Source organism: Pseudomonas sp. TNT2022 ID1044, from assembly GCF_028656895.1.
GTDB classification, from domain to species: Bacteria; Pseudomonadota; Gammaproteobacteria; order Pseudomonadales; family Pseudomonadaceae; genus Aquipseudomonas; species Aquipseudomonas reinekei.
In genome coordinates, this window is record NZ_JAMDHB010000025.1 from 178546 (window position 1) to 204718 (window position 26173).

At 60.5% G+C, this 26173-nt stretch carries 25 protein-coding genes and 1 pseudogene; 11 read left to right on the forward strand and 15 right to left on the reverse strand.

Annotated elements, in window-relative coordinates:
• The first annotated feature begins 285 nt into the window (after positions 1–285).
• On the forward strand, positions 286–756 hold the full coding sequence (locus M5G20_RS26150) for a DUF1289 domain-containing protein (RefSeq protein ID WP_056854460.1): 471 nt from the start codon (positions 286–288) through the stop codon (positions 754–756).
• A 145-nt stretch (positions 757–901) separates the two neighbouring features.
• Here the strand turns inward: M5G20_RS26150 and M5G20_RS26155 are convergent, their stop codons facing one another.
• Positions 902–1765 carry a universal stress protein gene (locus tag M5G20_RS26155; protein WP_273921550.1) on the reverse strand — a complete coding sequence of 288 codons (864 nt, stop codon included), beginning with the start codon at positions 1763–1765 and terminating at the stop codon, positions 902–904.
• Between the two features lie 161 nt (positions 1766–1926).
• Here M5G20_RS26155 and M5G20_RS26160 point away from each other — a divergent pair, with 161 nt between their 5' ends.
• Complete coding sequence (locus M5G20_RS26160; protein ID WP_273921552.1) at positions 1927–2535, forward strand: tRNA-(ms[2]io[6]A)-hydroxylase; 609 nt, start codon at positions 1927–1929, stop codon at positions 2533–2535.
• A 92-nt stretch (positions 2536–2627) separates the two neighbouring features.
• Here M5G20_RS26160 and M5G20_RS26165 read toward each other — a convergent pair whose 3' ends face one another.
• From M5G20_RS26165 to M5G20_RS26175, 4 genes and pseudogenes are all read right to left on the reverse strand, one after another.
• The gene (locus tag M5G20_RS26165; protein ID WP_273921553.1) at positions 2628–3245 is read right to left on the reverse strand and encodes a DNA-3-methyladenine glycosylase family protein; all 618 of its coding nucleotides are present in this window, start codon (positions 3243–3245) and stop codon (positions 2628–2630) included.
• A gap of 36 nt (positions 3246–3281) precedes the next feature.
• On the reverse strand, positions 3282–4364 hold the full coding sequence (locus tag M5G20_RS26170; RefSeq protein WP_273921554.1) for a bifunctional transcriptional activator/DNA repair enzyme AdaA: 1083 nt from the start codon (positions 4362–4364) through the stop codon (positions 3282–3284).
• Positions 4365–4439: 75 nt separating this feature from the next.
• Positions 4440–4538: pseudogene (locus tag M5G20_RS30380) on the reverse strand (arsenical resistance protein ArsH); the annotation flags it as partial.
• Positions 4539–4556: 18 nt separating this feature from the next.
• Positions 4557–5453, reverse strand: a complete 897-nt coding sequence (locus M5G20_RS26175) for a DMT family transporter (protein ID WP_273921555.1) — start codon at positions 5451–5453, stop codon at positions 4557–4559.
• 90 nt (positions 5454–5543) lie between these two features.
• On the opposite strand from M5G20_RS26175, the gene M5G20_RS26180 reads away from it, so the two are divergent.
• A complete protein-coding gene (locus M5G20_RS26180) occupies positions 5544–6875 on the forward strand; it encodes an aminotransferase-like domain-containing protein (RefSeq protein ID WP_273921556.1) in 1332 nt (443 codons plus the stop codon).
• 81 nt (positions 6876–6956) lie between these two features.
• A complete protein-coding gene (locus M5G20_RS26185) occupies positions 6957–7544 on the forward strand; it encodes a LysE family translocator (RefSeq protein WP_273921557.1) in 588 nt (195 codons plus the stop codon).
• A gap of 17 nt (positions 7545–7561) precedes the next feature.
• On the opposite strand, the gene M5G20_RS26190 is transcribed toward M5G20_RS26185, so the two are convergent.
• Together M5G20_RS26190 and M5G20_RS26195 are read right to left on the reverse strand one after the other, a co-directional pair.
• Positions 7562–8395 (reverse strand): AraC family transcriptional regulator, encoded by an 834-nt coding sequence (locus M5G20_RS26190; protein ID WP_273921559.1) that lies wholly within the window; start codon positions 8393–8395, stop codon positions 7562–7564.
• A gap of 33 nt (positions 8396–8428) precedes the next feature.
• Entirely contained in the window at positions 8429–8932 is a 504-nt protein-coding gene (locus M5G20_RS26195) for a VOC family protein (RefSeq protein ID WP_273921560.1), read from the reverse strand.
• 264 nt (positions 8933–9196) lie between these two features.
• Between M5G20_RS26195 and M5G20_RS26200 the strand changes: the two genes are divergently transcribed.
• From M5G20_RS26200 to M5G20_RS26225, 6 genes are all read left to right on the forward strand, one after another.
• On the forward strand, positions 9197–9445 hold the full coding sequence (locus M5G20_RS26200) for a transmembrane sensor/regulator PpyR (RefSeq protein ID WP_273921562.1): 249 nt from the start codon (positions 9197–9199) through the stop codon (positions 9443–9445).
• Positions 9445–10599, forward strand: coding sequence for an NnrS family protein (locus M5G20_RS26205; protein WP_273921564.1), 1155 nt, complete (start codon positions 9445–9447; stop codon positions 10597–10599). The genes M5G20_RS26200 and M5G20_RS26205 overlap by 1 nt, the downstream gene beginning before the upstream one ends.
• A 163-nt stretch (positions 10600–10762) precedes the next feature.
• Positions 10763–11218 carry a (2Fe-2S)-binding protein gene (locus M5G20_RS26210; protein WP_273921565.1) on the forward strand — a complete coding sequence of 152 codons (456 nt, stop codon included), beginning with the start codon at positions 10763–10765 and terminating at the stop codon, positions 11216–11218.
• A 7-nt stretch (positions 11219–11225) separates the two neighbouring features.
• Positions 11226–13394: a xanthine dehydrogenase family protein molybdopterin-binding subunit gene (locus M5G20_RS26215; protein ID WP_273921566.1), complete on the forward strand. Its 2169-nt coding sequence runs from the start codon at positions 11226–11228 to the stop codon at positions 13392–13394.
• Position 13395: 1 nt separating this feature from the next.
• A complete protein-coding gene (locus tag M5G20_RS26220) occupies positions 13396–13977 on the forward strand; it encodes a hypothetical protein (protein ID WP_273921568.1) in 582 nt (193 codons plus the stop codon).
• A 74-nt stretch (positions 13978–14051) separates the two neighbouring features.
• Positions 14052–14633 (forward strand): GGDEF domain-containing protein, encoded by a 582-nt coding sequence (locus M5G20_RS26225; protein ID WP_273921569.1) that lies wholly within the window; start codon positions 14052–14054, stop codon positions 14631–14633.
• A gap of 118 nt (positions 14634–14751) precedes the next feature.
• Here the strand turns inward: M5G20_RS26225 and M5G20_RS26230 are convergent, their stop codons facing one another.
• Positions 14752–15177, reverse strand: coding sequence for a VOC family protein (locus tag M5G20_RS26230; protein ID WP_273921570.1), 426 nt, complete (start codon positions 15175–15177; stop codon positions 14752–14754).
• A gap of 112 nt (positions 15178–15289) precedes the next feature.
• Here M5G20_RS26230 and M5G20_RS26235 point away from each other — a divergent pair, with 112 nt between their 5' ends.
• The gene (locus M5G20_RS26235; RefSeq protein ID WP_273921571.1) at positions 15290–16183 is read left to right on the forward strand and encodes a LysR family transcriptional regulator; all 894 of its coding nucleotides are present in this window, start codon (positions 15290–15292) and stop codon (positions 16181–16183) included.
• A gap of 49 nt (positions 16184–16232) precedes the next feature.
• Here M5G20_RS26235 and fabI read toward each other — a convergent pair whose 3' ends face one another.
• From fabI to M5G20_RS26270, 7 genes are all read right to left on the reverse strand, one after another.
• Complete coding sequence (gene fabI, locus M5G20_RS26240; protein ID WP_034146538.1) at positions 16233–17027, reverse strand: enoyl-ACP reductase FabI; 795 nt, start codon at positions 17025–17027, stop codon at positions 16233–16235.
• Between the two features lie 20 nt (positions 17028–17047).
• A complete protein-coding gene (locus tag M5G20_RS26245; RefSeq protein ID WP_150734371.1) occupies positions 17048–18658 on the reverse strand; it encodes an ABC transporter ATP-binding protein in 1611 nt (536 codons plus the stop codon).
• Between the two features lies 1 nt (position 18659).
• Positions 18660–19679: an ABC transporter permease gene (locus tag M5G20_RS26250; protein WP_150734370.1), complete on the reverse strand. Its 1020-nt coding sequence runs from the start codon at positions 19677–19679 to the stop codon at positions 18660–18662.
• A gap of 1 nt (position 19680) precedes the next feature.
• Positions 19681–20754, reverse strand: a complete 1074-nt coding sequence (locus tag M5G20_RS26255) for a microcin C ABC transporter permease YejB (protein ID WP_273921572.1) — start codon at positions 20752–20754, stop codon at positions 19681–19683.
• A 4-nt stretch (positions 20755–20758) separates the two neighbouring features.
• Entirely contained in the window at positions 20759–22600 is a 1842-nt protein-coding gene (locus M5G20_RS26260; RefSeq protein ID WP_273921573.1) for an extracellular solute-binding protein, read from the reverse strand.
• Positions 22597–24417: an extracellular solute-binding protein gene (locus M5G20_RS26265; RefSeq protein ID WP_443218329.1), complete on the reverse strand. Its 1821-nt coding sequence runs from the start codon at positions 24415–24417 to the stop codon at positions 22597–22599. The genes M5G20_RS26260 and M5G20_RS26265 overlap by 4 nt, the downstream gene beginning before the upstream one ends.
• A 265-nt stretch (positions 24418–24682) precedes the next feature.
• The gene (locus M5G20_RS26270; RefSeq protein WP_273921576.1) at positions 24683–26125 is read right to left on the reverse strand and encodes a transglycosylase SLT domain-containing protein; all 1443 of its coding nucleotides are present in this window, start codon (positions 26123–26125) and stop codon (positions 24683–24685) included.
• Positions 26126–26173: the final 48 nt, after the last annotated feature.

Consider the following 26173-nt stretch of genomic DNA (forward strand, 5'->3'; position numbering starts at 1 on the left):
GCGTTGGGCTTTTCCCCGCTGGAAAAACCCCTCGCCAACACCGCTCTGAAGGAACGACTGTGCTCGTGACGCTTTGAAAACAGCTTCTAACGGACATTGGCGCCTAAAAAGGCAGGCTGATTCTACGGCAAAAAAAAATTAAAGGTAAGTCGGGGTTTATTGGACTTTGGTGGTGACGCCCGGCAGAGGTCCATTGACCCTGACCCTTTGATTTTGAGGGGTGATGATTATCGGACAAAGGGCTAACATGCCGGCCTGTTTTGCTTTTTCGCGTTTTGCCTACCTATGCCCAATCAGACCATCAAGACGCCGTGCGTCGGCCTTTGCTCCACTGTTTACGGTGACCTGGTGTGCCGTGGCTGCAAGCGGTTCCACCATGAAGTGATTCACTGGAACGGTTACAACGAGGAAGAAAAGCGCGCGGTGTGGCTGCGTCTTGAGCAGCTTTTGTCCCAGGTAATGGCGGCCAAGGTGGAGATTTTCGACCCGGCGCTGCTCCGCACGCAGCTGGAACAACGCAAGATCCGCTTTGTGCCCCATCAGTCGGAATATTGCTGGGCCTACCAGTTGATCGCGCGGGGTGCGCGGGTGATCAACAACCTGGAAGCCTACGGGATGGTGCTGCTGCCCGAATTCCGCGACTGGAACCTGCCGGAATTGCGCGACGCGATCGACCGCGAGTTTTTCCTGCTCTCCGAGGCGCATTACCAGCGCTACATTGCGCCGGGTTTCCTCAAGGATGCGTTTGGCGGCTGAACCCCGGTTCTGTGGCGAGGGCGCTTGTTCCCGCCCGGGCGTCGCCGCCGTCGCAAAACGAGCTGGCAACGTGTATCTGTCAGCACGCAAGGGGGCTTCGCAACCCAACGGGAGCAAGCTCCCTCGCCACAAAGGCTGTCCCTTTTCAATGCTTGACTGCCAACTCCTCCAAGTGATCCTCGACCTCCTGAGGCTTGAGCACCAGCACATCGCTTTCCACCGCATCAAGCACCACTTCCGCAGTATTACCGATCAATGTCCCCGATAAACCGGTACGCGCCACGGTGCCAATGACCGTCACGGCCGCCTGCAGTTTGTGCACCATGAACGGAATCAATACATCCGCCGGGCCCTCGGCGATGTGCAAGTGTTCGTTGTCGATGTCGAACTCCGCCTGAAACGCCTTGCACTGTTCGCGATAGCGCGCCTCGATGGTTTCGCTGAGCTGCAACGTCGGGTCGGCCGCCGACAGCATGGGTGACGGATGAGCACTGATCACGTGCAGATGCGCTTTGGCCAGGCTGGCGATGTCATAGCCGTAATCAATGATGGTGGCGTGCAAATGGCGGTGCTCACTTTCCATGTTGCCGACGTCAATGGCCGCCAGAATCACTTTGTCTTTCCAGGAACCGGAAGTCTTCACCAACAACACCGGGGTAGGGCAGTGGCGCAGCAGTTTCCAGTCTGCGGGGGTGAGCAGCGCTTTTTTAAGCGGGCTGTCAGGGAAGTGCTGTTTGATCACCAGGCCACAACCTTCCGCCTGCTGCACGTCGATGATGGTGTCGTGAAGGCTCTGATTCCAGGCCTGTTCGGTGGTGACGCTGTAGCCGTCCGCCACCAACGCAGCCTTGAGCACGCCCAGCATGCCGCTGTGGTCGTGCTTGGGATCGCACACCAGCAGGTGCAAATGCGCCTGGGTCACCCCGGCAATCAACTTGGCTCGTTTGAGCGCCAGGCTTTCCGAGTGCTCGGGCTCGATGACCACCAGAATGCTGCGAATGGCTTGCATGATCGGGATCTCCTGAAGAAGTTAAAGCATGGCGTTGCACAACTATAGTTCTTGCCCGCCATTCGGCGACTTGATGCATATCAACGGTTGGTAGCTGGTGGTCTGCCGACAGGCCGGTATAATCGGCGCCCTTCGTTTTGAACCTTTATTCCGTGGGCCACATGATCCTTCCCGAAATTCACGAGTTCCTTGGCTGTCGCACCCCTGACGGCTGGATCCAGGCCGCGCTGGCCGATCAGGAAACCTTGCTGATCGACCACAAGAATTGCGAATTCAAGGCTGCCAGCACCGCGCTGAGCCTGATAGCCAAATATCACTCCCACGTCGATTTAATCAACATGATGTCGCGGCTGGCCCGTGAAGAACTGGTGCATCACGAACAGGTCATGCGCTTGATGAAGCGGCGCAAGATCGAACTGCGCCAGCTGTCCGCCGGGCGTTACGCGTCGGGCTTGCGCAAAGTGGTGCGCAGTCACGAGCCGGTGAAACTGGTCGATACGCTGGTGGTCGGCGCGTTCATCGAAGCCCGTAGCTGCGAGCGTTTCGAGGCGTTGGTGCCGCACCTGGACGAGGAACTGGGCAAGTTTTATTTCGGCCTGCTGAAAAGCGAAGCCCGGCACTTCCAGGGGTATCTGAAGCTGGCTTACCAGTATGGGGACGCCAAGGATATCGCCCAGGTGATCGACAGGGTTCGCGCGGCTGAGCAGGAACTGATCGAGTCGGCGGATGTAGAGTTCCGGTTTCATAGTGGTGTGCCGGCAGCCGCATAACGTCAGCGTTCACTCTCATTCTGGCCCGCTCCTGCATCAGGAACGCAATCCCCTGTGGGAGCGAGCTTGCTGGCGAATAACGATAACGCGGCCTACCTGCCCGCCACTCGCCACAAATACCACGCAGCCACCGTCCGGTAAGGGCTCCACGCCAAGCCGATCTCGATCATCTGTTTTCGCGTCGGCTGCACCTCCAGACCCTTGAGCCGGCGGTAACCCTCTCGGACCCCAAAGTCGTCAGCGGGCAGGATGTCCGGGCGCTCCAGGCTGTAGATCAACAGCATTTCAACCGTCCAGCGACCCACGCCACGCAGGGTGATCAGGCGTTCGATCAACGCTTCATCGTCCATCGCCTGCGCCGTGGCGTAATCCGGCACCACGCCACCCAGTGCGGCCTGGGCAATGCCCTGGATGGTCGCGATCTTGCTGGCGGAAAAGCCGCAGCTGCGCATCCGGTCAAAATCGGTGGCAACCAGTTGTTCAGGTCGGGGGAATGACTGCCCGGGAAACAACGCGAGCATCCGGCCGACAATCGCATCACCCGCCTTGGCGTGCAGTTGCTGGTAGGCAATCGCCCGCACCAGCGACTCATAGGGATCGCGCGCAGCGTGGGGTTGATGCAGGCACGGGCCGACTGCGGCGACATGGCGTTGCCAGTCGTCGTCGATGGACGCGAGGAACCGGGTGGCGGGTAAATAGGGCTCGGGCATCAAACATCCTTGCGGGCTGACGAAGGCAGCGTGCGATCAGAAGGCCAGTTGCCGGGTGATCTGACTCGCGGCGCTCTCCAGCCTGAGCAGAAACGCCTTGCGCGGCTGTCCTCCACCATAGCCCGTCAGCGAGCCGTCCGCACCGATCACCCGATGGCAAGGCACGACAATCGAAAGACGGTTCTGCCCGTTGGCCAGGCCCACCGCACGACTGGCTCCGGGCTTGCCCAGCCTGGCTGCGAGGGTGCCGTAAGTGGTGGTCTGGCCGTACGGGATGGTTGCCAGTTCAGCCCATACCTGCCGGGCGAATTCGCTACCGGGCAGGTGCAGCGCCACTTCGAAGTGTTTCAGTTGGCCGCTGAAATACAGCGCCAGCTCCTGTTCGATTTGCTGCAGATGCAGGTTGTGTCCGGGTGCCACGGCGTAGCCATAGCGGTTCTGCAATTCTTCGACTTCCCGAGTCAGCGCCGGACGGTCGAGAAACTCCAGCAGCACCAGGCCACGGCGTTCGGCCATGGCGATCATCGGCCCCAGTGGCGTGGTCAGGCGGGTGAACAGCAGTGGCTCGCTGTTGGCGACGCGTCCCGGGGTGATGTGAAAGGACTTTTGAAAGGCATCGCGAAAGCCGCTCAGGGATTCGTAGCCGGAGTCGAACGCCGCGCTGTCGATGGAATCGCCCTGTTTGATTCCGCCCAATGCCATGCCCAGGCGTCGGGTGCGCAGCCAGGCATGGAAGGTCATGCCGAAATGCTGTTTGAACCAGCGGCGCAACTTCAATGGCTCGATACCTTCGGCCAGCAGTTGGGCATCGGTCCAGCGCTGTTCGGGGTCGGCGTCTACCGATTTGAGCAGCGTCTGCACCCAGTCCGGCGCAATGGCGGCGGCGTCCAGTGGCTTGCACCGCAAGCAGGCGCGGTAGCCCGCCGACAGGCATTCATCGGCGTGGGCGAAGAACTCGACGTTCTCCGGTTTCGGCTTGCGCGCCGTGCAACTGGGGCGGCAGAAAATTCCGGTGGTCTTGACCGCAGTAAAGAACACCCCCTCGTAGGCGGTGTCACGGTCGAGCATGGCGCGGACCATCTCGGCATGGGGCGGAAGTAGCGTGCTGTGTAGGTTCATGGGTTGAGCTTAAGGCCGGTGGCGGAACGTCTCCACCGGAAAATCGACAGAGAATTCCGCACAGACGCCACGGGCTCAGATCGACCGTTGATTGACCCGTTTCGACAGCGCTTCAGCACTCTCCTTGCGCGGGCTTGACCCCGTCGCGATCCGGCGGTGACGACGCACCAGGTAGACACCCTGCCTTGAGCCTCATTTGGCGAATTTCCTGGCCCCGGCGACACACAGGATCACAGCGACCGTCACGCCGAGCATGCCGATGCTGACGTGCTCATGCAGCAAGGTGGCCGCCAGTGCCAAACCGAAGAACGGCTGCAACAGTTGCAGTTGCCCGACAGCGGCAATTCCGCCTTGGGCGAGGCCGCGATACCAGAACACAAAGCCGATCAGCATGCTGAACAGCGAGACGTAAGCCAGGCTGAACCAGGCCGGCGCGCTGATCCCGCTAAACGAAGCCGGCATCCGCCACCAGGTCAGCGCCGCCATCACCGGCAATGCCAGCACCAGCGCCCAGGAAATCACTTGCCAGCCGCCCAGGGTGCGGGACAACTTCGCGCCTTCGGCATATCCCAGGCCACAGGCGAGAATCGCCAGTAGCATCAGGATGTCGCCTTGGGGGGAGGCGCTCAGGCCCTGGGACACAGCGAAACCCACCACCAGCAAACTGCCCAGCACCGAGAAGAACCAGAACACCGGCCGCGGGCGTTCGCCACCGCGCAACACGCCGAACGCGGCGGTAGCCAGCGGCAACAGGCCGACGAACACGATGGAATGCGCCGACGTCACATATTGCAGGGCCAGCGCGGTCAACAGCGGAAAACCCACCACCACGCCCAGCGCCACGATGATCAGTGGCACAAGCTGATTAGGTGCAGGGCGTTTTTCCTTGAACAAAAGTAGCAGGCACAGCGCCAGAATCGCCGCGAGGGTGGCGCGAGCCACGGTGAGGAATACCGGATCGAATTCCAGCACCGCCACCCGCGTCGCTGGCAGTGAGCCGCTGAAAATCACCACGCCGATCAGTCCATTGATCCAGCCTCCGGCGTTACTCTCCAGCGTCCGGTTTTGCAGGTTTGAAGTCCGTTCCATTTGGCTCTCGCTTATTGTCTGGTTGCCCGAAAGCCATGGTAGGGTTGGGTTATCGATACAATCAAAAAATTGTCATGGAAACATCCCGACATGCCTCGATCGCGCTATAAAACCCTGGTTGATACTTTCGCCGCCGACATTCGCTCGGGGCGTTTGCCACCGGGTACGCGGTTGCCAACCCACCGCCAGCTCGCCACCGAGCAAGGCCTGGCGCTGGTCACGGCCAGCCGGGTGTATGCCGAACTGGAGGGCATGGGCCTGGTCAGTGGTGAAACCGGGCGCGGGACATTTGTCCGGGAGACGTCGCTGCCGCCAGGCCAGGGCATTTCCCAGTCCGTGGTGGCGGCGGGGATGATCGACCTGAACTTCAACTACCCGTCATTGCCGGGTCAGGCTGACCTGTTGCGCCAAGCGCTGCGTCAGCTTGCATTGTCCGGCGACCTGGAGTCGCTGTTGCGTTATCAGCCCCACGCCGGGCGGCTGCACGAGCGGGCTTCGGTGGCCCGCCACCTGGGCGAGCGCGGCCTGAACGTAACGGCCGAACAGGTGTTGATCGTCAGCGGCGCCCAGCATGGCCTGGCCGTGGTGATGATGACGCTGCTCAAGCCCGGCGACGTGATTGCGGCTGACGCGTTGACTTATCCGGGGTTCAAGACATTGGCCGAAACGCTGCACCTGGAGGTGCTGCCCATACCTGTCACGGCCAACGGGCCGGATTTATCGGCCTTGGACAAGCTGTGCCGCAGCCGCCCGGTGCGGGCCGTGTACTCGATGCCCACTTTGCATAACCCGCTGGGTTGGGTGATGGACACCGCGCAGCGCGAGCGCTTGGTGGCGATTGCGCGTCAGCATGACCTGATGATCATCGAGGACGCCGCCTATGCCTTTCTTGCCGAGAACCCGCCGCCACCCGTGGTTGAGATGGCGCCGGAAAGGACGGTGTACGTTTCCGGTTTATCCAAGAACATCGCCACCGGGTTTCGCGTCGGTTTTGTCGCGGCGCCTCTGCATTGGGTCGCGGGATTCGAGCGCACGGTGATGGCGACCACCTGGAACACGCCGGGGGTGATGACGGCGATCGCCACCGCCTGGCTCGATGACGGCACCGTCTACCAACTGGAAGCGCAAAAACGTGCGGATGCGCAGGCCCGACAAACCTTGGCGCGCGAAGTGCTGACGGGACTGGAGACGGTCACTCATCCGTCTTCGTATTTCATCTGGTTGCCATTGGCCGAAGACGCTCGCGCCGACCAGATCGCCATGGCGTTGATGCGCGAGCACGTGTCGGTGTCGCCCGCCGAACCTTTTGCGATCACCCCGCATGTACCACACGCCATCCGCCTGGCGCTGGGCTCGGTGGACATGGACTCACTGCGCCAGGCGTTGCTGAAAGTGAAAAGGGTGGTGGGGTATTACTCGTAGCGCAGGGCAGTTTTCTTCAATACACCCACCGCCGGTCTCTTTACCTTGGGGCCTGGTTCAATTGAGAAGAGTAGGTGTGCGATGAGTTTGATCATGTCCATGGCGGCGTTTGCGTTGGCCGCGTCGATCACCCCGGGGCCGGTGAATATCGTCGCCTTGAGTTCCGGGGCGCGTTTCGGCTTCAAGGCCAGCCAGCGGCATGTGGCCGGAGCGACGTTGGGGTTTGTGTTGTTGCTGGTATTGATGGGGTTGGGGCTGCACGAGATGTTGCTGCTATGGCCCGCGATGACCCAGGTGGTGCAGTGGGCCGGCGTGGCGTTCCTGTTGTACATGGCGTTCAAACTGGCCGCCGACAATGGGCAACTGGAAGCGAAAGACCCGGGCCGTGCGCCATCGATGCTCTACGGCGCGGTGATGCAATGGCTCAACCCGAAAGCCTGGCTGGCCTGTGTAGCGGGCATGGGTGCATTTGTCGCCGATGGCGAGGCGCGGCTGGTGTGGCAGTTTGCGGCGATCTATCTGGTGATTTGCTATCTGTCGGTCGGCTGCTGGGCCTATGCCGGGACATTCTTGCGCGGCTACCTGAACAACCCGGCTGGCATGCGCTGGTTCAACCGGGTGATGGCGTTGTTGCTGGCGGTGAGTGCGGTTTATCTGATTTTCCCATGACCCTGTAGGAGCCCGGTCTAGCCGCGATACTGTCCTGGTGTCGCTGCCAGATGCTGTTTGAAAGCCCGTTGAAAATGCGCCTGATCGGCAAAGCCCGCTTCCAGCGCCACGTCGGCGATCAGCTTGCCGTGGCGCAGTTGCTCGCGGGCGAACTGGATGCGCCGGTTGACCAGAAAGGCGTGGGGCGTCATGCCGTAATGCTGCTTGAACGCGCGGATCAGGTAGGACGGCGACAACTGCGCCGCTTCGCAAATATCTTCGAGCCTGAGCATCTGTGTGCAATGTTCGCGGATGAATTCGGCGGCGCGTTCCAGTTTGAAATTCGCTTCGCGCAGTGGCTGCTCGACGGGATTCAGTCGTAGTTGCACGTCAGTGAAAAACTCAAACGCTACGCTGTGCTTGCGCAATATGTCCTGCTGCGGATCGACCAGCACTTCATACAAACCTTTTAGCCCCGCGAACAGCTCAGGGTCAGCGGTATGGGTGATGGCAAAACGGCGGAACGCCAGGTCATCGCTGAACCCCAGCTGGTGCTGCAACCCGGTCAGCCACGCTGTGTCGACATAGAGCATCAAGTACGACCAGGGCTCGTCGTTGATCGGATTGCAGGCATGGACATCGGCGGGGTTCATCAACACCACAGTGCCGGCGCTGACCTCGAAGTGCGCCTGCTCGTGGACATAGGTGCTGCGCCCGGCGGTGATCGCACCGATGGAAAAGTGCTCGTGGGAATGCCGGGTGTAGCAGACCTCGCGGCCATCGGCGATGGCGCGCGCTTCGATGAAGGGCAGGGCGTCATCGCGCCAGAAACGCGGGGCCTTGTCGGTGTCCTGGGGCTTGGAGGGTTTCATGGTCAGTCCTTGGCAGCTTCGCCCCGGAGTGTATTAGCTCTCACCGTTAAAGGCTCGCTGCAACTCGGCGATATCGAGTTTTTTCATCTCCATCATTGCCGCCATGGCGCGCTGGGATTTGCTCGTGTCGGGATCTTTGAGCATGTCCATCATCGCCACCGGGACGATCTGCCATGAAACACCGTACTTGTCCTTGAGCCAGCCACATTGCTGCGCCTCGACCGGCCCGCCGGCAGACAGCCGGCCCCAGAAATGGTCGACCTCTTCCTGGGTCTGGCAATTGACCTGGAACGAAATCGCCTCGTTGAACTTGAAGTTCGGGCCGCCATTGAGGCCGGTGAACGTCTGTCCGTCGAGTTCGAAGCTGACCGTCAGCACCGAACCTTCCGCGTGACCATGAACCTCTTGGCCAGCCTTGCCGTAGTGGGTGATGGCAGTGATTTTGGAGTGGTCGAAGATCGCGCAGTAGTACTTCGCAGCCTCTTCCGCCTGGCCATCGAACCACAGGCAGGGCGTGAGTTTTTGAACGTGGAGCATGGCGGGTCTCCTTGGCAGGTTTTTGCATGCTGGACTATCAGCGTAGCCAGCCTCGGCCTGGCGGGTGGCGCCGTAGATCGACAAGTGTGCAAGTAAATGTTGTTGGATGTAGTCGATATGACCGCTAATGGAGTCGTAACGACTATTTGCGTATGGAGTCGTTATGACTGCTACTCCTTAAGTGATTGATTATCAACGGCTGAATATCTGGCACGGGACTTGATACGTCTCCAGTACAACTGAACGGCTACAGGAGTACGGAAAATGTTCCATTTCTACAGCAATCCTCAGAACGTTCTGCAACTGTCCAGCCGAGTGCTCGTTGTCGGCCTGGCGATGCTGCTGGCAGGTATCTACGGCGCATACCTCTACGAGGGGTATCTGTCGATCCTGGCGCTGGTGTCGTTGCATGCCATGACCATCGTAGGGCCGACCCTGCTGAAAATCGGCTATGTCATGCGCCTGCTGTCCCAGCACCGGTTGAGTAAGCCTCTGGGCCGGGCGTTGGCCTGATGCGCAACCTGGCTGCTGCTCCCGTTTTCAGTCTTGGCTTTCGTCCGTTCTTTTTGGCGGGAGCTGCGTTCGCCGCGCTGGCGGTGGCGATCTGGGCCTTGTGGCTGTACGGCCGATTGCCCGGCGCGAACCCGCTGGGCGGCATGCTTGCCTGGCATCGACATGAAATGCCGTTCGGCTTCGCCGTGGCAATCATCGCCGGGTTCCTGTTGACGGCGGTGCCGAATTGGACGGGGCGTCCGGGGCTCAAAGGCTGGCAGTTGATCGGGCTGGTGCTGGTCTGGCTATTGGCGCGGCTTGCCTGGCTTCTGCCGATTTCACCGGTTGTGTTGCTGTGGTTGCAACTGCCGTTTTTGCCACTGCTTGCGTGGGTGCTGGGCCGCGATCTGGTGGCTGCCGGCAAGCGTGAGAATGACCCGGTTTTGTTGATGATCACACTGCTGGCCGGATGTCAGGCGATGACGCTGTGGGGCCTCTGGATCGATGATGTCGGCCTGCAACGGCGTGGTGTGCTGGCGGCGTTGTGGTTGGTCGGTGCGTTGATGAGTGTGATGGGCGGGCGAGTGATTCCGTTCTTTATTCAGCGCGGCTTGAATCGGCCGGCTTTACCGGCAGCCAATCCCTGGCCAACCCGGGTGTTGCTGGTGAGTGGGTTGTTTGTGGTGCTGACATTCGCGCTCGGCTTGCAGGATGTGCCTAGGCGCTGGATGGCGGCAGTGTTTGGGTTGATGGGGGTTCTGCATGTGTTTCGGCTGTGGCGTTGGCATGACCAAGGTCTGTGGCAGGTGCCGCTGTTGTGGTCGTTGTATTTGTCTTATGGCTGGTTGGTGGCGGCGATTTTTGCCATGGGGTTGTGGCATCTGGGGTTGATGCCGCAGCAGAGTCTGGCCACTCATTCGCTGGCGGTGGGGGGCGTGGGTGGGTTGATCCTGGCGATGATCGCGCGGGTGAGTCTGGGGCATACCGGGCGGATGTTGCAGCCTTCCAGGGCGATGGTCTTGGGGTTTGGGTTGATTCTGCTGGCCGGGGTGTCGCGGGTTCTGCTGGTGCCGGTTTCCGGGCTGGCGCTTGGTGCGTCGGCGCTGTTGTGGTGTTTGGCGTTTGGGTTGTTTCTGCTTTGCTTTACGGAGATTTTGCTCAGGCCTCGGGTTTAAGTCGGGTTGTCTGTTTTGCTCTTCCTGAGTGACCGGTGGTCGATACGTCCCGGTCATCAAGTCAATTTGCGCTTAGCTGTATGGATAACCCAAGGCGCGCGTAGGTACCCGTTCACCACAGCGACGCCCCCTTCAGAACACCGTGAGTCTGAGGACCTTCGCAATGTTGACCCTGAATATCAATGGCAAGGACCAGGAGCTGGATGTCCCCGCCGACATGCCGCTGCTTTGGGTCTTGCGCGATGTTGCGCACCTGACCGGGACCAAGTTCGGCTGTGGCATGGCCCAGTGCGGAGCCTGCACCGTGCACGTCGATGGCACGCCGCTGCGTTCCTGCATTACGCCGGCCACGGCGGTGGCCCATGGGCAAAAAATCCTCACCATCGAAGGGCTTTCCCTCGACGGTTCGCACCCGGTGCAGCAAGCCTGGGCCGAGCTTGATGTGGTGCAATGCGGTTACTGCCAGTCAGGCCAGATCATGGCGGCCGCGGCATTGTTGGCGAAGATCCCCAAGCCAACGGATACCGACATTGATCAAGCGCTGTCGGGCAATATCTGCCGTTGCGGCACTTACCCAAGAATTCGTGCAGCGGTCAAACGCGCCGCCGAGCTGGGTTGAGGTGGCCATGAACAATCTCAATCCGTTATCGCGTCGCGGTTTCCTCAAGGGCACGGCTATGTTGGGTGGTGGGCTGGTGGTGGCGTTTGTCATCCCGGGTGGCCATCGTTTTGCCGGGGCGGCGGAAAATCAGGGCAACGTCTTTGCACCCAATGCGTTCCTGCGTATCGGCAATGACAACACCGTCACGGTATTGCTCGGCCATTCGGAAATGGGCCAGGGCATCTGGACAGGCCTGACCATGTTGATCGCTGAAGAACTGGACGCCGACTGGTCGACAATCAAAGTCGAGCATTCGCCAGCCTCGGCTGCCGATTACGGCATGGCCGGGTTCGGCGGGATGCAGATCACCGGGGGGTCGACCTCGACCTGGATGGAGTTCGACCGTTATCGCCAGGCGGGCGGGGCGGCGCGGTTGATGTTGATCGAGGCGGCAGCCAAGCGTTTCAACGTACCGCCTTCGCAGATTCGTACCGAGTCCGGCGTTGTCATTGCCGGCGACCAGCGCGCCACCTACGGCGAGCTGGCCGATGACGCCGGCAAGCTGCCCGTACCCGACCCGGCGTCGATCAAGCTCAAGGAAGCCAAGGACTGGAAGCTCATTGGCAAGCCCACCAAACGCCTCGACACGCCGGAGAAAATCACCGGTCGGGCGAAGTTCGGCATGGACGTGCAGTTCGACGGCTTGATGACCGCCATGGTCGCCCGTTCGCCGGTATTCGGCGGCAAGGTCACCTCCTTCGAAGGTGCTGAAGCGTTGGCGATCCCCGGCGTGCACAAAGTGGTGCAGGTGCCCACGGGTGTGGCGGTGATCGCCGATCATTACTGGGCGGCGAAGCTGGGTCGCGATGCCCTGCACGTCGAGTGGGACCTGGGGCCGAATGCCGGGCTCGACAGCCAAAAACTGTTGGAGCGCTTTCGCAAGCTCGCCGCCACCCCCGGCTTACCGGCCAGCAAGGCAGGGGACACCAAGGCTGCACTGGCCAAGGCGACGAAGAAGCTCGATGTCGAATACAGTGTGCCTTACCTGGCCCACGCGCCGATGGAGCCGCTCAACTGCACCGTGAGCATCACCCCGGACAAATGCGAGATCTGGACCGGGACGCAATTCCAGACCCTGGACCAGATGATCGCCGGGAAAATCACCGGTCTCAAACCCGAGCAGGTCGAGATCCATACCGAATTCCTCGGTGGCGGTTTCGGTCGGCGGGCCAACCCGACCTCGGACTTTGTCGCTGAAGCGGTGTACGTGGCCAAAGCGGCCGGCGGTCCGGTCAAAACCGTGTGGGCGCGGGAGGATGATATCCGGGGCGGTTACTACCGCTCGGCCTTCCTGCATCAGGCGCAGGTCGGCCTGGGTACCGATGGAATGCCGGTGGCGTGGCAGCATGTGATGGTCGGACAGTCGATCATGGCCGGCACTTCACTCGAAGCGACCATGGTCAAGGACGGCATCGATAAAACCTCGGTCGAAGGCGTGGCGGACAGTCCCTACCTGGCGGGAATGGCCAACCATCAGGTTGATCTTCACTCGCCGCAGACCGGCATCAGTGTGTTGTGGTTGCGCTCGGTGGGGCACAGTCATACGGCTTTCGTCATGGAGTCGTTGATCGACGAGTTGGCCAGTGCGGCGGGCAAGGATCCGGTGGAATACCGACGAACACTGCTTAAAGAGCATCCGCGACACCTGGGCGTCTTGAACCTGGCCGTGGAAAAAGCCAACTGGAAGGCTCCACTGCCAGACGGCCATGCCCTGGGCGTGGCGGTGCATGAATCATTCGGCAGTTACGTGGCGCAGGTGGCGGAGGTGTCCCAGGACAATCTGGCGATCCGCGTGCATCGCGTGGTGTGCGCGGTGGATTGCGGGATCGCGGTCAACCCGCAGAGCATCGCCGCACAGATGGAGTCCTGCATCGCGTTCGGCCTGGGCTTTACCTTGCACAGTCACCTGACGTTCAAGGATGGCCAGGTGGTGCAATCCAACTACCACGACTATCAAGTGCTGCGGCTCAATGAGATGCCGGTGGTTGAAGTGCACATCGTGCCCAGCAGTGACAAACCCGGTGGCATCGGCGAAGCCGGCGTACCACCCACGGCACCGGCGGTGGCCAATGCGGTGTTCGCCTTGACCGGCCAGCGGCTGCGGGAGCTGCCACTGCGATTGTCGGGGGTGTGAAATGAAACGACATCATTGGTTGCTGGGTTCGCTGACCCTGTTCTGCCTGTTTGTCTACACAACGGAGCTATTTGCCGATGACAAAGACGCCCTGAAAGCATTCGACACGGTGCGACAAGTCTTCCAGAGCCCCCGTTGCCAGAACTGCCACATTCCTGGCGATTCGCCGTTGCAGTTCGATGCCGGAACGCCCCACGCGATGAACGTGGTGCGCGGGATGGACGGCAAAGGGGCGGCCGGTTTGCCCTGCGCCAGCTGCCACGCCGAAGCCAATCCTCCGGCCAGCTACGGCCCCAAGGCGCCACCGGGCGCGCCGCACTGGAGCCTGCCGCCAGCGGCCCACAAAATGGCCTGGATTGGCCTGCCACCCGATCAGCTGTGCAGCATGATCAAGGACCGCAAAGCCAACGGCGACCGTGATTTCGCAGCCCTGATCAAGCATGTCAGCGAAGACAAACTGGTGCTGTGGGGCTGGAATCCGGGTGGCAATCGCGCACCGGTGCCGGTCGCGCATGATGTTTTTGTCACGCAATTCAAGCTATGGGCCGATGCCGGTGGCCCTTGCCCGGTGGCAGGGAGCTGACCAATGGCCTGAAAACAGGGAGTCAAACCCGCTTTCGGGTGCTCTAAAGAACATACCCGCTAATGGAGTATGTGATGCTGATTTCCGGCAAGCTGCACAAGAAAAGCCTCTGCGCCGACCCTTTGCGCACGCCCGCACAGGAGCGCGAGTTGTTGCGCGACCTGGCCCGCAAAGCTGAGCAGGAGTTGACGGGCGTGCAGATGGCAAGCATGGATGAGTTGACCCTGCTCTCCAATCGCCATGGTTTTCTGGCGTTGGCTCAAATGGGACTGGATGCCTGCGCACACCTGGAACGGCCAGCGACGCTGCTGTTCTTCAACCTCGATGATTTCAAGCGTATCAACTACTTATTCGGGCGAGCCGAGGGCGACGATGCCCTGAAAACCTTTGCGGATGTGCTGCGTATTGGCTTCAGGGAAAGCGATGTGATCGGCCGGCTGGAAGGCGCGACTTTTGTCGCTTTATTGACGGGCTCCGGCAGTGTCGATCTTACGGCGATCAAGGCGCGGTTCGAGGAAATGCTCGATGAGCGCAATGCCACGTTGCATCGTGGCTATGACATCAGGTTCAGCATTGGACAGATCGAATACGACCCTGCCGCGCATGGTTTGGTTGAAGCGCTTTTGGCTGAGGCGCAAGCGATGTTGGGCCGCTAGATTTGTGCTGAATTGGCTGGCCCTTTCGCGAGCAGGCTCGCTCCCACATTTGATCAGCGGCGCTCACAATTCCCTGTGGGAGCGAGCTTGCCCGCGATGAGGTCCTTACAGTCACCACCTACTTGGCAAACAACTGCCCAATATCCTTGAACGCCTTGAACTCCAGCGCATTCCCGCACGGATCGAACAAAAACATCGTCGCCTGTTCCCCCACCAATCCCTGAAAACGAATCCCCGGCTCAATCACGAAGCGTGTCTCCAGCGATTGCAGCCGCTCTGCCAATGCCTCCCACTCCGCCATCCCCAGCACCACACCGAAATGCGGCACCGGCACGTTGTGACCGTCGACAGCATTGGTATGGGCAGCTTCCTGCGAGGCGTTCTTCGGCGCCAGGTGAATCACCAGTTGATGACCGAAAAAATTGAAATCGACCCAGTGATCACTGGAGCGGCCTTCTTCGAGGCCAAACACCGAACCATAAAAATGCCGCGCGGTGGCGAGGTCGTAAACGGGAATGGCCAAATGAAAAGGGGAGAGTTGCATCGGATTAGCCTCGATCATGTGAAGTCAGATCGAGTTTAGCCTTGTGTAATTTGATTGAAAGACGATAGTTTTTGCGCCGAGCTCAAATTATTTCGATCAATCGGGGGTGATCATGCTGCGAGAACTGAAAACCTTCATTGCGGTGACGCGCCACGGCACGTTCGCAGCGGCCGGTATGCACATTGGCCTGACCCAGTCGGCGGTCAGCGCGCAGATGCGCAACCTGGAGCAGGCCCTCGGGATCCAGCTGTTCGATCGCACCGGGCGCCAGGCTTTGCTCAATGCGGCGGGCCAGCGTGCGCTGCCGATGGCGCGGGAGATTCTCGAGACCTTCAACCGTATGGCGGTCAGCGATGACGTCAGCGAATACCGTGGTGAGTTGAAGATCGGTGCCGTAGCGACTGCGCAAACCGGGTTGCTGCCTCAGGCGCTGTTACGCTTGCGTCAGCAGGCACCCTTGCTGGAGCCGAAACTGGTGCCCGGCGTTTCGCTCAATCTATTGAGCCAGGTGGACACCGGCGAAGTGGACCTGGCGATCCTGATCAAGCCGCCGTTTGAACTGCCCAAGGAGTTATCGGCACACGTGATCCGCCGCGAGCCCTTCGTGCTGATCGTGCCGGCGGGCCTCGAAGGCGACGACCCGCTGACGTTACTCGCCGAACATCCCCACGTACGTTACGACCGCAACTCGTTCGGCGGCCGATTGGTCACGCGGTTTCTAAGGGAGCAGCAGATTGACGTGCACGTCGCCCTGGAGCTGGATGAACTTGAGGCCATCGTGAAAATGGTCGAGTGCGGTTTGGGCGTGTCATTGCTGCCCGAAGCCGGGTTGTGGCTGGAGCATGGGGCGAAGGTGCGGGTGATTGGTTTGGGCGAGTTGACGTTTTACCGGGAGATTGTCCTGTTGCAACGTTACAGCCAGCGCAAGCAGCCGATCCAGCAGTTGTTTGCGAGCTGCCTGTCACAACACCAACCCCTGTGGTTGCCTGCTGAATCCAAGGCATAAAAAAAAACCCGCCATAACAGGCGGGTCCTTTTTTTCGGCTAACCAAAGATTACTCTTCGATGTTGCCCATGGCCGTGGTGTTGAAGCCACCGTCCACGTACATGATTTCACCGCTGATGCCGGACGCCAGGTCCGAGCACAGGAAGGCGCCGGCGTTGCCGACTTCGTCGATGGTGACGTTGCGACGCAGCGGGGTTTGCGCTTCGTTGGCGGCCAGCATCTTGCGGAAGTTCTTGATGCCGGAAGCGGCGAGGGTGCGGATCGGGCCAGCCGATACGCAGTTGACGCGAGTACCGTCCGGGCCCAGGGAGCCGGCCAGGTAACGAACGCCAGCTTCCAGGGACGCCTTGGCCATGCCCATGACGTTGTAGTTCGGCATGGTGCGCTCGGCGCCCAGGTAAGACAGGGTCAGCAGGCTGCCGTTGCGGCCTTTCATCATTTCGCGACCGGCTTTGGCCAGGGCCACGAAGCTGTAGGCGCTGATGTCGTGAGCAATGCGGAAACCTTCACGGGTGGTGGCTTCGGTGAAGTCGCCGTCCAGTTGGTCGCCCGGTGCGAAGCCCACGGAGTGCACGATGCAGTCCAGGCCATCCCACTTCTTGCTCAGTTCTTCGAAGACCTTGGCGATTTCTGCATCGCTGGCCACGTCGCACGGGAAGCACAGCTCAGGGCTCGAACCCCAGCCTTGTGCGAACTCTTCGACACGACCCTTGAGTTTGTCGTTCTGATAAGTGAAGGCAAGCTCAGCGCCCTCGCGATGCATGGCGGCAGCGATGCCGGATGCGATGGACAGCTTGCTGGCGACACCGACGATCAGTACGCGCTTACCGGCGAGAAAACCCATGTGTTGCTCCTCTTTTCAGGTTATTGCGCAGTGGCTGGTGCCAGGAAAGCGGCCTCCAGCAACTGCTGTGTATACGGATGTTGGGGGGCGGCAAAAATGCTTTGCGCGTCTCCCTGTTCGACCACTTGGCCATGCTTGACCACCATCAGCTGGTGGCTCAGCGCTTTCACCACAGCCAGGTCATGGCTGATAAACAGATACGTCAGGTTGTACTTGCTTTGCAGTGAACGCAAAAGCTCCACCACTTGGCGTTGCACGGTGCGGTCGAGGGCCGAGGTCGGCTCGTCCAGCAGAATCAACGCCGGTTTTAGCACTAACGCCCGGGCAATGGCGATTCTCTGCCGCTGCCCACCGGAAAATTCGTGGGGGTAGCGGTTCCGGGTTTCCGGGTCCAGACCTACCTCCTTGAGTGCCGCAATGATCGCTTGTTCCTGTTCCGCCTCGGTGCCGATCTTATGGATCCGCAGGCCTTCGCCAACGATCTGGCTCACGCACATCCGTGGACTCAGGCTGCCAAACGGGTCCTGAAACACCACCTGCATCTCTCGACGCAGCGGCCTGACTTGTTGCTGCGTCAGGCAGTCTAGCTGCTTGCCTTCAAAACGGATGGCGCCGGTACTGCCAATCAACCGCAAGATCGCCAGCCCCAACGTCGATTTACCGGAACCGCTTTCCCCCACAATCCCCAGGGTCTGGCCCTGGGGCAGGCTGAAATTGATGCCGTCCACCGCTTTGACGTAATCCACCGTGCGCTTGAGCAGGCCTTTCTTGATCGGGAACCAGACTTTCAGGTCCTCGACCGTCAGCATCGGCGGGCCGATTTCATTGGTCGCCGGTGTGCCGCTGGGTTCCGCTGCCAGCAGGATCCGAGTGTACGGATGCTGCGGCGCGCGGAACAACTCTTCGCACGATGCCTGTTCGACGATGCAACCGCGCTGCATGACACATACGCGATGCGCAATTCTTTTCACCAGGTTCAAATCATGGCTGATCAGCAGCAAAGCCATGCCCAGACGCGCCTGCAACTCCTTGAGCAATTCGAGGATTTTCAGCTGAACGGTCACGTCCAGGGCGGTGGTTGGTTCGTCGGCGATCAACAGCTCCGGCTCATTGGCCAGGGCCATGGCGATCATCACGCGCTGACGCTGGCCGCCGGATAATTCGTGGGGCAGGGCTTTGAGGCGCTTTTGCGGCTCGGGAATGCCGACCATTTCCAGCAGCTCCAGGGTGCGCCGGGTCGCGATCTTGCCGGTCAGGCCCTTGTGGATGCCCAGCACCTCGTTGATCTGCTTCTCGATCGAGTGCAGCGGGTTGAGCGAGGTCATCGGCTCCTGGAAGATCATCGCAATCCGGTTGCCGCGGATGTGGCGGATGGTCTTTTCCTTCAGGTCCAGCAAGTTCTGGCCGGCATACTCAATGGTGCCGGAGGGATGTCGGGCCAGCGGGTAGGGCAGCAGGCGCAGGATCGAGTGCGCAGTCACCGATTTGCCGGAACCGCTTTCGCCCACCAACGCCAGGGTTTCACCGCGCTTGATATCGAAACTGACGCCTTCAACCACGCGCTGACTGTGGTCACCGACAACGAATTCGACGGCGAGGTCGCGCACTTCGATCAGATTGTCCTGATTCATTTCACTTCCTCGGGTCGAAGGCATCGCGAGCGGACTCGCCGATAAACACCAGCAAACTCAACATCAAGGCCAGCACCGCAAACGCGCTCATGCCCAGCCACGGCGCCTGCAGGTTGGATTTGCCCTGGGCCACCAGCTCACCCAGCGACGGGCTGCCGGCCGGCAAGCCGAAGCCGAGGAAATCCAGGGCTGTCAGCGTACCGATGGCGCCGGTCAGGATGAACGGCATGAAAGTCATGGTCGAGACCATGGCGTTGGGCAGGATGTGGCGAAACATGATCGCGCCATTCTGCATGCCCAGCGCCCGGGCCGCACGCACGTATTCCAGGTTACGCCCACGCAGGAACTCGGCGCGCACCACGTCCACCAGGCTCATCCAGGAAAACAGCAGCATGATCCCCAACAGCCACCAGAAATTTGGCTGGACGAAACTGGCGAGGATGATCAGCAAGTACAGCACCGGCAACCCGGACCAGATCTCCAGGAAGCGCTGCCCCGCCAGATCGACCCAGCCGCCATAAAAGCCCTGCAACGCGCCCGCGATCACGCCGATCAGCGAGCTGAGCAAGGTTAGCGTCAAGGCGAACAGCACCGAGACGCGGAAGCCGTAGATCACCCGCGCGAGCACATCGCGGCCCTGGTCGTCGGTGCCCAGCAGATTGTCCGCCGAGGGCGGTGCCGGGGCCGGAACCTTCAGGTCGTAGTTGATGCTCTGGTAGCTGAACGGGATCGGCGCCCACAGCACCCAGGCGTCCTTGGCCTTGAGCAGTTCGCGGATGTACGGGCTCTTGTAGTTGGCTTCCAGCGGGAATTCGCCGCCGAAGGTGGTTTCCGGGTAGCGCTTGAGCGCGGGGAAGTACCAGCCATCGTCATAGTGCACCACAAGCGGTTTGTCGTTGGCGATCAGCTCGGCGCCGAGGCTGGCACCGAACAGGATCAGGAACAGCCACAGCGACCACCAGCCGCGTTTGTTGGCCTTGAACAGTTCGAAGCGGCGGCGATTGAGAGGGGACAGGTTCATCTCAATGCTCCCGGCTTTCGAAGTCGATGCGCGGATCGACAAAGGTGTAGGTCAGGTCTCCGATCAGCTTCACCACCAACCCCAGCAGGGTAAAGATGAACAGCGTGCCGAACACCACCGGGTAATCACGGTTGATCGCGGCTTCGAAACTCATCAGGCCAAGGCCGTCGAGGGAGAAGATCACTTCGACCAGCAGCGAGCCGGTGAAAAAGATCCCGATGAACGCCGACGGGAAACCGGCGATCACCAGCAGCATCGCGTTGCGGAACACGTGGCCGTAGAGCACGCGATGATTAGTCAGGCCCTTGGCCTTGGCGGTCACCACGTACTGCTTGTTGATCTCGTCGAGGAAGCTGTTTTTGGTCAGCAGGGTCATGGTCGCGAAGTTGCCGATCACCAGCGCCGTCACGGGCAGCGCCAAGTGCCAGAAGTAGTCGAGGATCTTGCCCCCCGTGCTCAGCTCATCGAAGTTGTTGGACGTCAGCCCGCGCAAGGGAAACCAGTCCAGATAACTGCCACCGGCGAATACCACGATCAGCAGGATGGCGAACAGGAACGCCGGAATTGCATAGCCGACGATGATCGCCGAACTGGTCCAGACATCGAAGTGGCTGCCGTGTCGCGTGGCCTTGGCGATCCCCAGCGGGATCGACACCAGGTACATGATCAGCGTGCTCCACAGCCCGAGCGAGATCGACACCGGCAGCTTTTCCTTGATCAGGTCGATGACCTTGGCATCGCGGAAAAAACTGTCGCCAAAATCCAGCGACGCGTAGTTCTTGATCATGATCCACAAACGTTCCGGCGCCGACTTGTCGAAGCCGTACATGTGCTCGATTTCCTTGATCAGCGCCGGGTCCAGGCCTTGGGCGCCGCGATAGGTGGAGCCGGCCACCGACACTTCGGCACCGCCGCCGGCAATCCGGCTGGTGGCGCCTTCGAAGCCTTCGAGCTTGGCGATCATCTGTTCCACCGGCCCGCCGGGGGCGGCCTGGATGATCACGAAGTTGATCAGCAAAATGCCGAACAAGGTTGGAATGATCAGCAGCAGTCGCCGAAAAATATACGCCAGCATCTGATTACTCCGTGCCCGCAGGGTCGGCTTGCAATTTGGTTTCGATCTCTATGGCCGGTTTCGCATCGGGCTTGATCCACCAGGTGTTGATGCCGATGTCGTATTTAGGCGAGACCTTGGGGTGGCCGATGTGGTTCCAGTAGGCCACGCGCCAGGTTTTGATGTGCCAGTTGGGAATCACGTAATAGCCCCATTGCAGCACGCGGTCCAGTGCACGGGCGTGGGCGACCAGGCTGACACGCGAATCGGCGTTGATCAGTTGTTCGACCAACTGGTCCACAGCCGGGTCTTTGAGGCCCATGGAATTGCGGCTGCCGGGTTTGTCGGCGGCTGCGGTCATCCAGAACTCACGCTGTTCGTTGCCCGGCGAGTTGGACTGCGGGAAGCTGCCGACGATCATGTCGAAGTCCCGCGAGCGCACACGGTTGACGTACTGCGAGACGTCGACCCGGCGAATCACCAGTTCGATGCCGAGGTCGCTGAGGTTGCGTTTGAACGGCAGCAACACCCGTTCGAACTCGGTCTGCGCCAGCAGGAATTCGATGCTCACTGGTTTGCCGGTGGCGTCGACCATTTTGTCATCGACAATGCGCCAGCCAGCCTCTTGCAGCAGTTGATAAGCCTTGCGTTGCTGGGTGCGGATCATGCCGCTGCCGTCGGTGACCGGGTTCTGGAAGGCTTCGCTGAACACCTGCTCGGGAATCTTGCCGCGGAACGGGTCGAGGATCGCCAGTTGATCGGCGTCCGGCAGGCCGGTGGCGGCCATTTCGGAGTTCTCGAAATAACTGCGAGTGCGCGCGTAGGCGCCGTTGAACAACTGCTTGTTGGTCCATTCAAAATCCAGCAGCAGCGTCAGGGCCTGGCGCACGCGCACGTCCTGGAATATCGGCCGGCGCAAGTTGAAGACGAAGCCCTGCATGCCGGTGGGGTTGCCGTTGGGGATCTGTTCCTTGATCAAGCGACCTTCGGTGACGGCCGGAATGTTGTAGGCGTTGGCCCAGTTCTTCGCGGTCATTTCCAGCCAGTAATCGAACTGCCCGGCCTTGAGCGCTTCGAGGGCCACGGTGTTGTCACGGTAATAGTCGGTGGTCATGACATCGAAATTGTAGAAACCGCGATTCACCGGCAGGTCCTTGCCCCAGTAATCCTTGACCCGTTCATAGCGCACCGAGCGCCCGGCCTTCACTTCACTGACTTTGTACGGCCCGCTGCCCAGCGGCGCTTCGAGGTTGCCCTTTTTGAAATCGCGGTTGGCCCACCAATGCTTGGGCAGCACCGGCAACTGGCCAAGGATCAACGGCAGTTCGCGGTTGTTGCTGTGCTTGAACTTGAACAGCACCGTCAGCGGGTCTTCGGCAACCACGTCGGCGACGTCGTTGTAATAGCCGCGGTACATCGGTGCGCCGTCCTTGATCAACGTCTGGAAGCTGAACACCACGTCTTCGGCGCGCACCGGATGGCCGTCATGGAAGCGCGCTTCGGGCCGCAGGTAGAAACGCACCCAGTCGTTGTTCGGGGCTTTTTCGATCTTGGCCGCGATCAGGCCGTATTCGGTGAAAGGCTCGTCAAGGCTCTGTCTGGCCAGGGTGTCGTAGATCAGGTCGATGTCGTTGGCCGACATGCCTTTGCTGATGAACGGGTTGAGGCTGTCAAAACCACCGAACCCGGCCTGACGGAATATGCCGCCCTTGGGGGCATCCGGATTGACGTAGTCGAAGTGTTTGAAATCCGCCGGGTACTTCGGCGGTTCGTTGTACAGGGTCAGGGCGTGTTGCGGGGCGGCGCTGGCCAACCCGGCGAACAGCAGGGCGCTGGCCTGCAAGAGCAGGGCGCTGATGGGTTTCATCGATCTTTCTCCGAAGATTTCAGCCACCACGCGCTCAGGCCCAGGGTGTAGGGCGGCGTGGTGACGAAGGCAAACCGGTTGCGGTACGCCAGGCGGTGATAATTGAGGTACCAGTTGGGAATGATGTAGTGCTGCCACAGCAGCACCCGGTCGAGGGCCTTGCCGGCGGCGACCTGCTCGTCGCGGGTCTTGGCCGCGAGCAGTTGGTCGAGCAGGTGGTCGACCACCGGATTGGCGATACCCGCGTAATTCTTGCTGCCCTTGACCGCGACCTGGCTGGAGTGGAAGTACTGCCACTGCTCCAGGCCCGGGCTGAGGGTCTGGCTGAGGGTCATCAGGATCATGTCGAAGTCGAACTGGTCGAGGCGCTGTTTGTACTGGGCGCGGTCTACCGTGCGCAGCCTGGCGTCGATGCCGATGCTGGCGAGGTTCTCGACGTAGGGCTGGAGGATGCGTTCCAGGTTCGGATTGACCAGCAGGATCTCCAGACGCAACGGCTGCCCGGACGCGTTCTGCAGGCGTTGGCCATTGAGCTTCCAGCCAGCCTCGGCGAGCAGGTTCAGGGCTTTGCGCAGGGTTTCCCGGGGGATGCCCCGACCCTGTGTTTGCGGCAGGCTGAACGGTTCAGTCAGCAAACGGGCGGGCAGTTGCTCGCGGTACGGCTTGAGTAGTAGCCATTCATGGCCGACCGGCAGGCCGGTGGCAGAGAATTCGCTATTGGGGTAGTAACTCTTGGCGCGTTTGTAAGCGTCGCTGAACAGCGTACGGTTGGTCCACTCGAAGTCGAACATCATTCCCAGCGCCTCTCGAACCGAAGCCTCGGCAAAGGTCGGGCGACGGCTGTTCATGAACAGGCCCTGGGTCTGGGTCGGGATCTGGTGCGGTATTTGCGCCTTGATCACCTCGCCACGGCGGATCGCTGTAAAGTTGTAACCGGTGGCCCAGTTCTTGGCCTGGTGCTCGATGTAGATGTCGAATTCGCCAGCCTTGAACGCTTCGAACGCTACGTCGCTGTCCCGATAGAACTCGACTTCCATGCGGTCGACGTTGTACTTGCCGCGGTTGACCGGCAGGTCCTTGCCCCAATAATCCTTGACCCGCTCGAAAACGATCTGCCGCCCCGGCGTCACCGAAGTGATGCGATACGGCCCGCTACCCAGCGGCGGTTCGAAGGTTGTGGCTTTGAAGTCGCGGTCTTTCCAGTAATGCTGTGGCAGCACCGGTAACTCGCCAAGGCGCAGGATCAGCAACGGATTGCCGGCGCGCTTGAACACGAAGCGGATGCGCTGCGGGTTGAGAATGTCGACCCGCAACACTTCTTGAAGATTGGTTCGGTACTGCGGATGGCCTTCCTTGAGCAGCAAGCGGTAGGAGAACGCCACGTCGTAGGCGGTGATCGGCGTGCCATCGTGGAAGCGTGCTTGCGGGCGCAAGTTGAAAACCACCCAGCTGCGGTCCTCGCTGTATTCGACCGATTGGGCGATCAGGCCATAGCTCGAGGTGGGCTCGTCGCCGGACGGCGCGTATTGCCCGGTGCCTACCATCAGCGGCTCGTTCAGCTCGTTGATGCCGTACTGCAGGAAGTTCGGCGTGGCGACCGGGCTGGTGCCCTTGAAGGTGTAAGGATTGAGCGTATCAAACGTGCCAAACGCCATTACCCGCAACGTACCGCCCTTGGGCGCTTGCGGGTTGACCCAGTCGAAGTGGGTAAATCTGGCCGGATACTTGAGCGTGCCGAACTGCGCGTAACCATGGCTTTCGCTGATCGTCGCGCTTGCGGTGGAGCTCAAGGCCAGGCTGATCAGGAGCGTGAGCAGGGGACGCTTCAAATAAGAAATCCGATCCAGGCGGCTTGGGCTTTGTGGCCCGTACAGTAACAGCTTGTATGGACAGGAAAAAGACGGGGAATTGATGGGTAATGCCAGCGGGTCGGTATTTGCGATTTTCCGTAGGAGCCGGCTTGCTGGCGATGGTCGTTGACGATGACGCGTGTGGTCTGGCGAAACGCGTCGCCCCCATCACCAGCAAACCGGCACCTACAGGTTCGAGAATAAAAAAGCCCCTGGAATCAGGGGCTCGTTTTTAATGCGGATTGGACACGGTCAACATCTGTCCAGGCTTGAGCGCCTGGCCGACGCGTGGGTTCCAGCGCTTGAGGTGCTGCATTTCAACGTTAAAACGCTTGGCGACGATGTACAGCGAGTCGCCTCGTTTGACCTTGTATTGGGTCTTTTGCTTCTTGGCGCTGGTCTTGGAGTTGGCGGCAACCACGGTATTGACGCGCCCCGAGCGGCGTTTGCTGGTGTCTTGCATGACCAGGATCTGGCCGGGCTTGAGGTTCTTGCCGGACAGCTTGTTCCAGCGCTGGAGATCCTTGACGTTGACGTTGTTGGCCTTGGCAATGGAACCCAGGTTGTCGCCGCGCTTGACCCGATAACTGCGTTTGGCACTGGCCACTGCCGTGCTGTCCGCGCCATCGAAAACCGGCTTGCGCGGCTTCTTGCTGATCAGCTCTTCCGGACGCATGGTTTGCAGGCTGGTGGTCAACAACTGCGCCTTGGACGTCGGCACCAGCAAATGCTGGGGACCGTCGATGGTGGTGCGTTGCTTGAAGGCCGGGTTGAGCTGGAACAACTCGTCTTCGTCGATGTTGGCCACCGCGGCGACCTTGGAAAGGTCCATGCGCTGGTTGATTTCGACGACCTGGAAGTACGGTTCGTTGGCGATCGGGTTGAGGTTCACCCCGTAGGCTTCCGGCGCCATCACTACCTGCGACAGGGCCAGCAACTTGGGCACATAGGCCTGGGTCTCGGCCGGCAGCGGCAGGTTCCAGTAGTCGGTCGGAAGGCCAAGCTTTTCGTTGCGCTCGATGGCACGACTGACCGTTCCTTCACCGGCGTTGTAGGCAGCCAGTGCCAACAGCCAGTCACCGTTGAACATGTCGTGCAGGCGGGTCAGGTAATCCATCGCGGCGGTGGTCGACGCGGTGATATCGCGGCGGCCATCATAGAAACGGGTCTGGCGCAGGTTGAAGTAACGGCCGGTGGACGGAATGAACTGCCACAAGCCAACCGCATGGGCCCGGGAATAGGCCATCGGGTTGTAGGCGCTTTCAATTACCGGCAGCAGCGCCAGTTCCAGCGGCATGTTGCGTTCTTCGAGGCGTTCGACAATGTAATGAATGTAGAGGCTGCCGCGTTCGCCGGCGTTTTCGAGGAAAGAAGGATTGCTGGCAAACCACAGGCGCTGTTGCTCGATGCGCGGGTTCACGCCCAGGTTGTCCTGCAACTGGAAGCCCTGGCGCATGCGCTCCCAGACGTCCTGCGGGATCTGCGGGGTCGGCTTTTCGCTGAGCCAGATGGGCTTCTGTTTGGCGCGGGCAGCAATGTTGGGTGTATGCGTCGCTTCAGGTTGCGGAGCGTGGCTGGAGCAGCCCGCCAGGGTGGCGGACACAGCCACCGCTATAGCTTGAGCCAAGCGGGTCAATGCGTCTGAATTGATGGACTTACGTATGGATGACGACATTGGCTGGAAGTAAGTTCCGGGCAAAAATGTCGGGCGATTCTAGAAAGT

Coding starts and splice junctions, on each gene's coding strand:
- fabI (WP_034146538.1), bottom strand. CDS start 17,027: ATGGGTTTTCTCGCCGGTAAGCGCGTACTGATCGTCGGTGTCGCCAGC.
- M5G20_RS26235 (WP_273921571.1), top strand. CDS start 15,290: ATGCTGCGAGAACTGAAAACCTTCATTGCGGTGACGCGCCACGGCACG.
- M5G20_RS26155 (WP_273921550.1), bottom strand. CDS start 1,765: ATGCAAGCCATTCGCAGCATTCTGGTGGTCATCGAGCCCGAGCACTCG.
- M5G20_RS26160 (WP_273921552.1), top strand. CDS start 1,927: ATGATCCTTCCCGAAATTCACGAGTTCCTTGGCTGTCGCACCCCTGAC.
- M5G20_RS26190 (WP_273921559.1), bottom strand. CDS start 8,395: ATGAAACCCTCCAAGCCCCAGGACACCGACAAGGCCCCGCGTTTCTGG.
- M5G20_RS26150 (WP_056854460.1), top strand. CDS start 286: ATGCCCAATCAGACCATCAAGACGCCGTGCGTCGGCCTTTGCTCCACT.
- M5G20_RS26260 (WP_273921573.1), bottom strand. CDS start 22,600: ATGAAACCCATCAGCGCCCTGCTCTTGCAGGCCAGCGCCCTGCTGTTC.
- M5G20_RS26255 (WP_273921572.1), bottom strand. CDS start 20,754: ATGCTGGCGTATATTTTTCGGCGACTGCTGCTGATCATTCCAACCTTG.
- M5G20_RS26170 (WP_273921554.1), bottom strand. CDS start 4,364: ATGAACCTACACAGCACGCTACTTCCGCCCCATGCCGAGATGGTCCGC.
- M5G20_RS26165 (WP_273921553.1), bottom strand. CDS start 3,245: ATGCCCGAGCCCTATTTACCCGCCACCCGGTTCCTCGCGTCCATCGAC.
- M5G20_RS26180 (WP_273921556.1), top strand. CDS start 5,544: ATGCCTCGATCGCGCTATAAAACCCTGGTTGATACTTTCGCCGCCGAC.
- M5G20_RS26195 (WP_273921560.1), bottom strand. CDS start 8,932: ATGCTCCACGTTCAAAAACTCACGCCCTGCCTGTGGTTCGATGGCCAG.
- M5G20_RS26220 (WP_273921568.1), top strand. CDS start 13,396: ATGAAACGACATCATTGGTTGCTGGGTTCGCTGACCCTGTTCTGCCTG.
- M5G20_RS26210 (WP_273921565.1), top strand. CDS start 10,763: ATGTTGACCCTGAATATCAATGGCAAGGACCAGGAGCTGGATGTCCCC.
- M5G20_RS26270 (WP_273921576.1), bottom strand. CDS start 26,125: ATGTCGTCATCCATACGTAAGTCCATCAATTCAGACGCATTGACCCGC.
- M5G20_RS26230 (WP_273921570.1), bottom strand. CDS start 15,177: ATGCAACTCTCCCCTTTTCATTTGGCCATTCCCGTTTACGACCTCGCC.
- M5G20_RS26215 (WP_273921566.1), top strand. CDS start 11,226: ATGAACAATCTCAATCCGTTATCGCGTCGCGGTTTCCTCAAGGGCACG.
- M5G20_RS26185 (WP_273921557.1), top strand. CDS start 6,957: ATGAGTTTGATCATGTCCATGGCGGCGTTTGCGTTGGCCGCGTCGATC.
- M5G20_RS26250 (WP_150734370.1), bottom strand. CDS start 19,679: ATGAACCTGTCCCCTCTCAATCGCCGCCGCTTCGAACTGTTCAAGGCC.
- M5G20_RS26200 (WP_273921562.1), top strand. CDS start 9,197: ATGTTCCATTTCTACAGCAATCCTCAGAACGTTCTGCAACTGTCCAGC.
- M5G20_RS26245 (WP_150734371.1), bottom strand. CDS start 18,658: ATGAATCAGGACAATCTGATCGAAGTGCGCGACCTCGCCGTCGAATTC.
- M5G20_RS26175 (WP_273921555.1), bottom strand. CDS start 5,453: ATGGAACGGACTTCAAACCTGCAAAACCGGACGCTGGAGAGTAACGCC.
- M5G20_RS26225 (WP_273921569.1), top strand. CDS start 14,052: ATGCTGATTTCCGGCAAGCTGCACAAGAAAAGCCTCTGCGCCGACCCT.
- M5G20_RS26205 (WP_273921564.1), top strand. CDS start 9,445: ATGCGCAACCTGGCTGCTGCTCCCGTTTTCAGTCTTGGCTTTCGTCCG.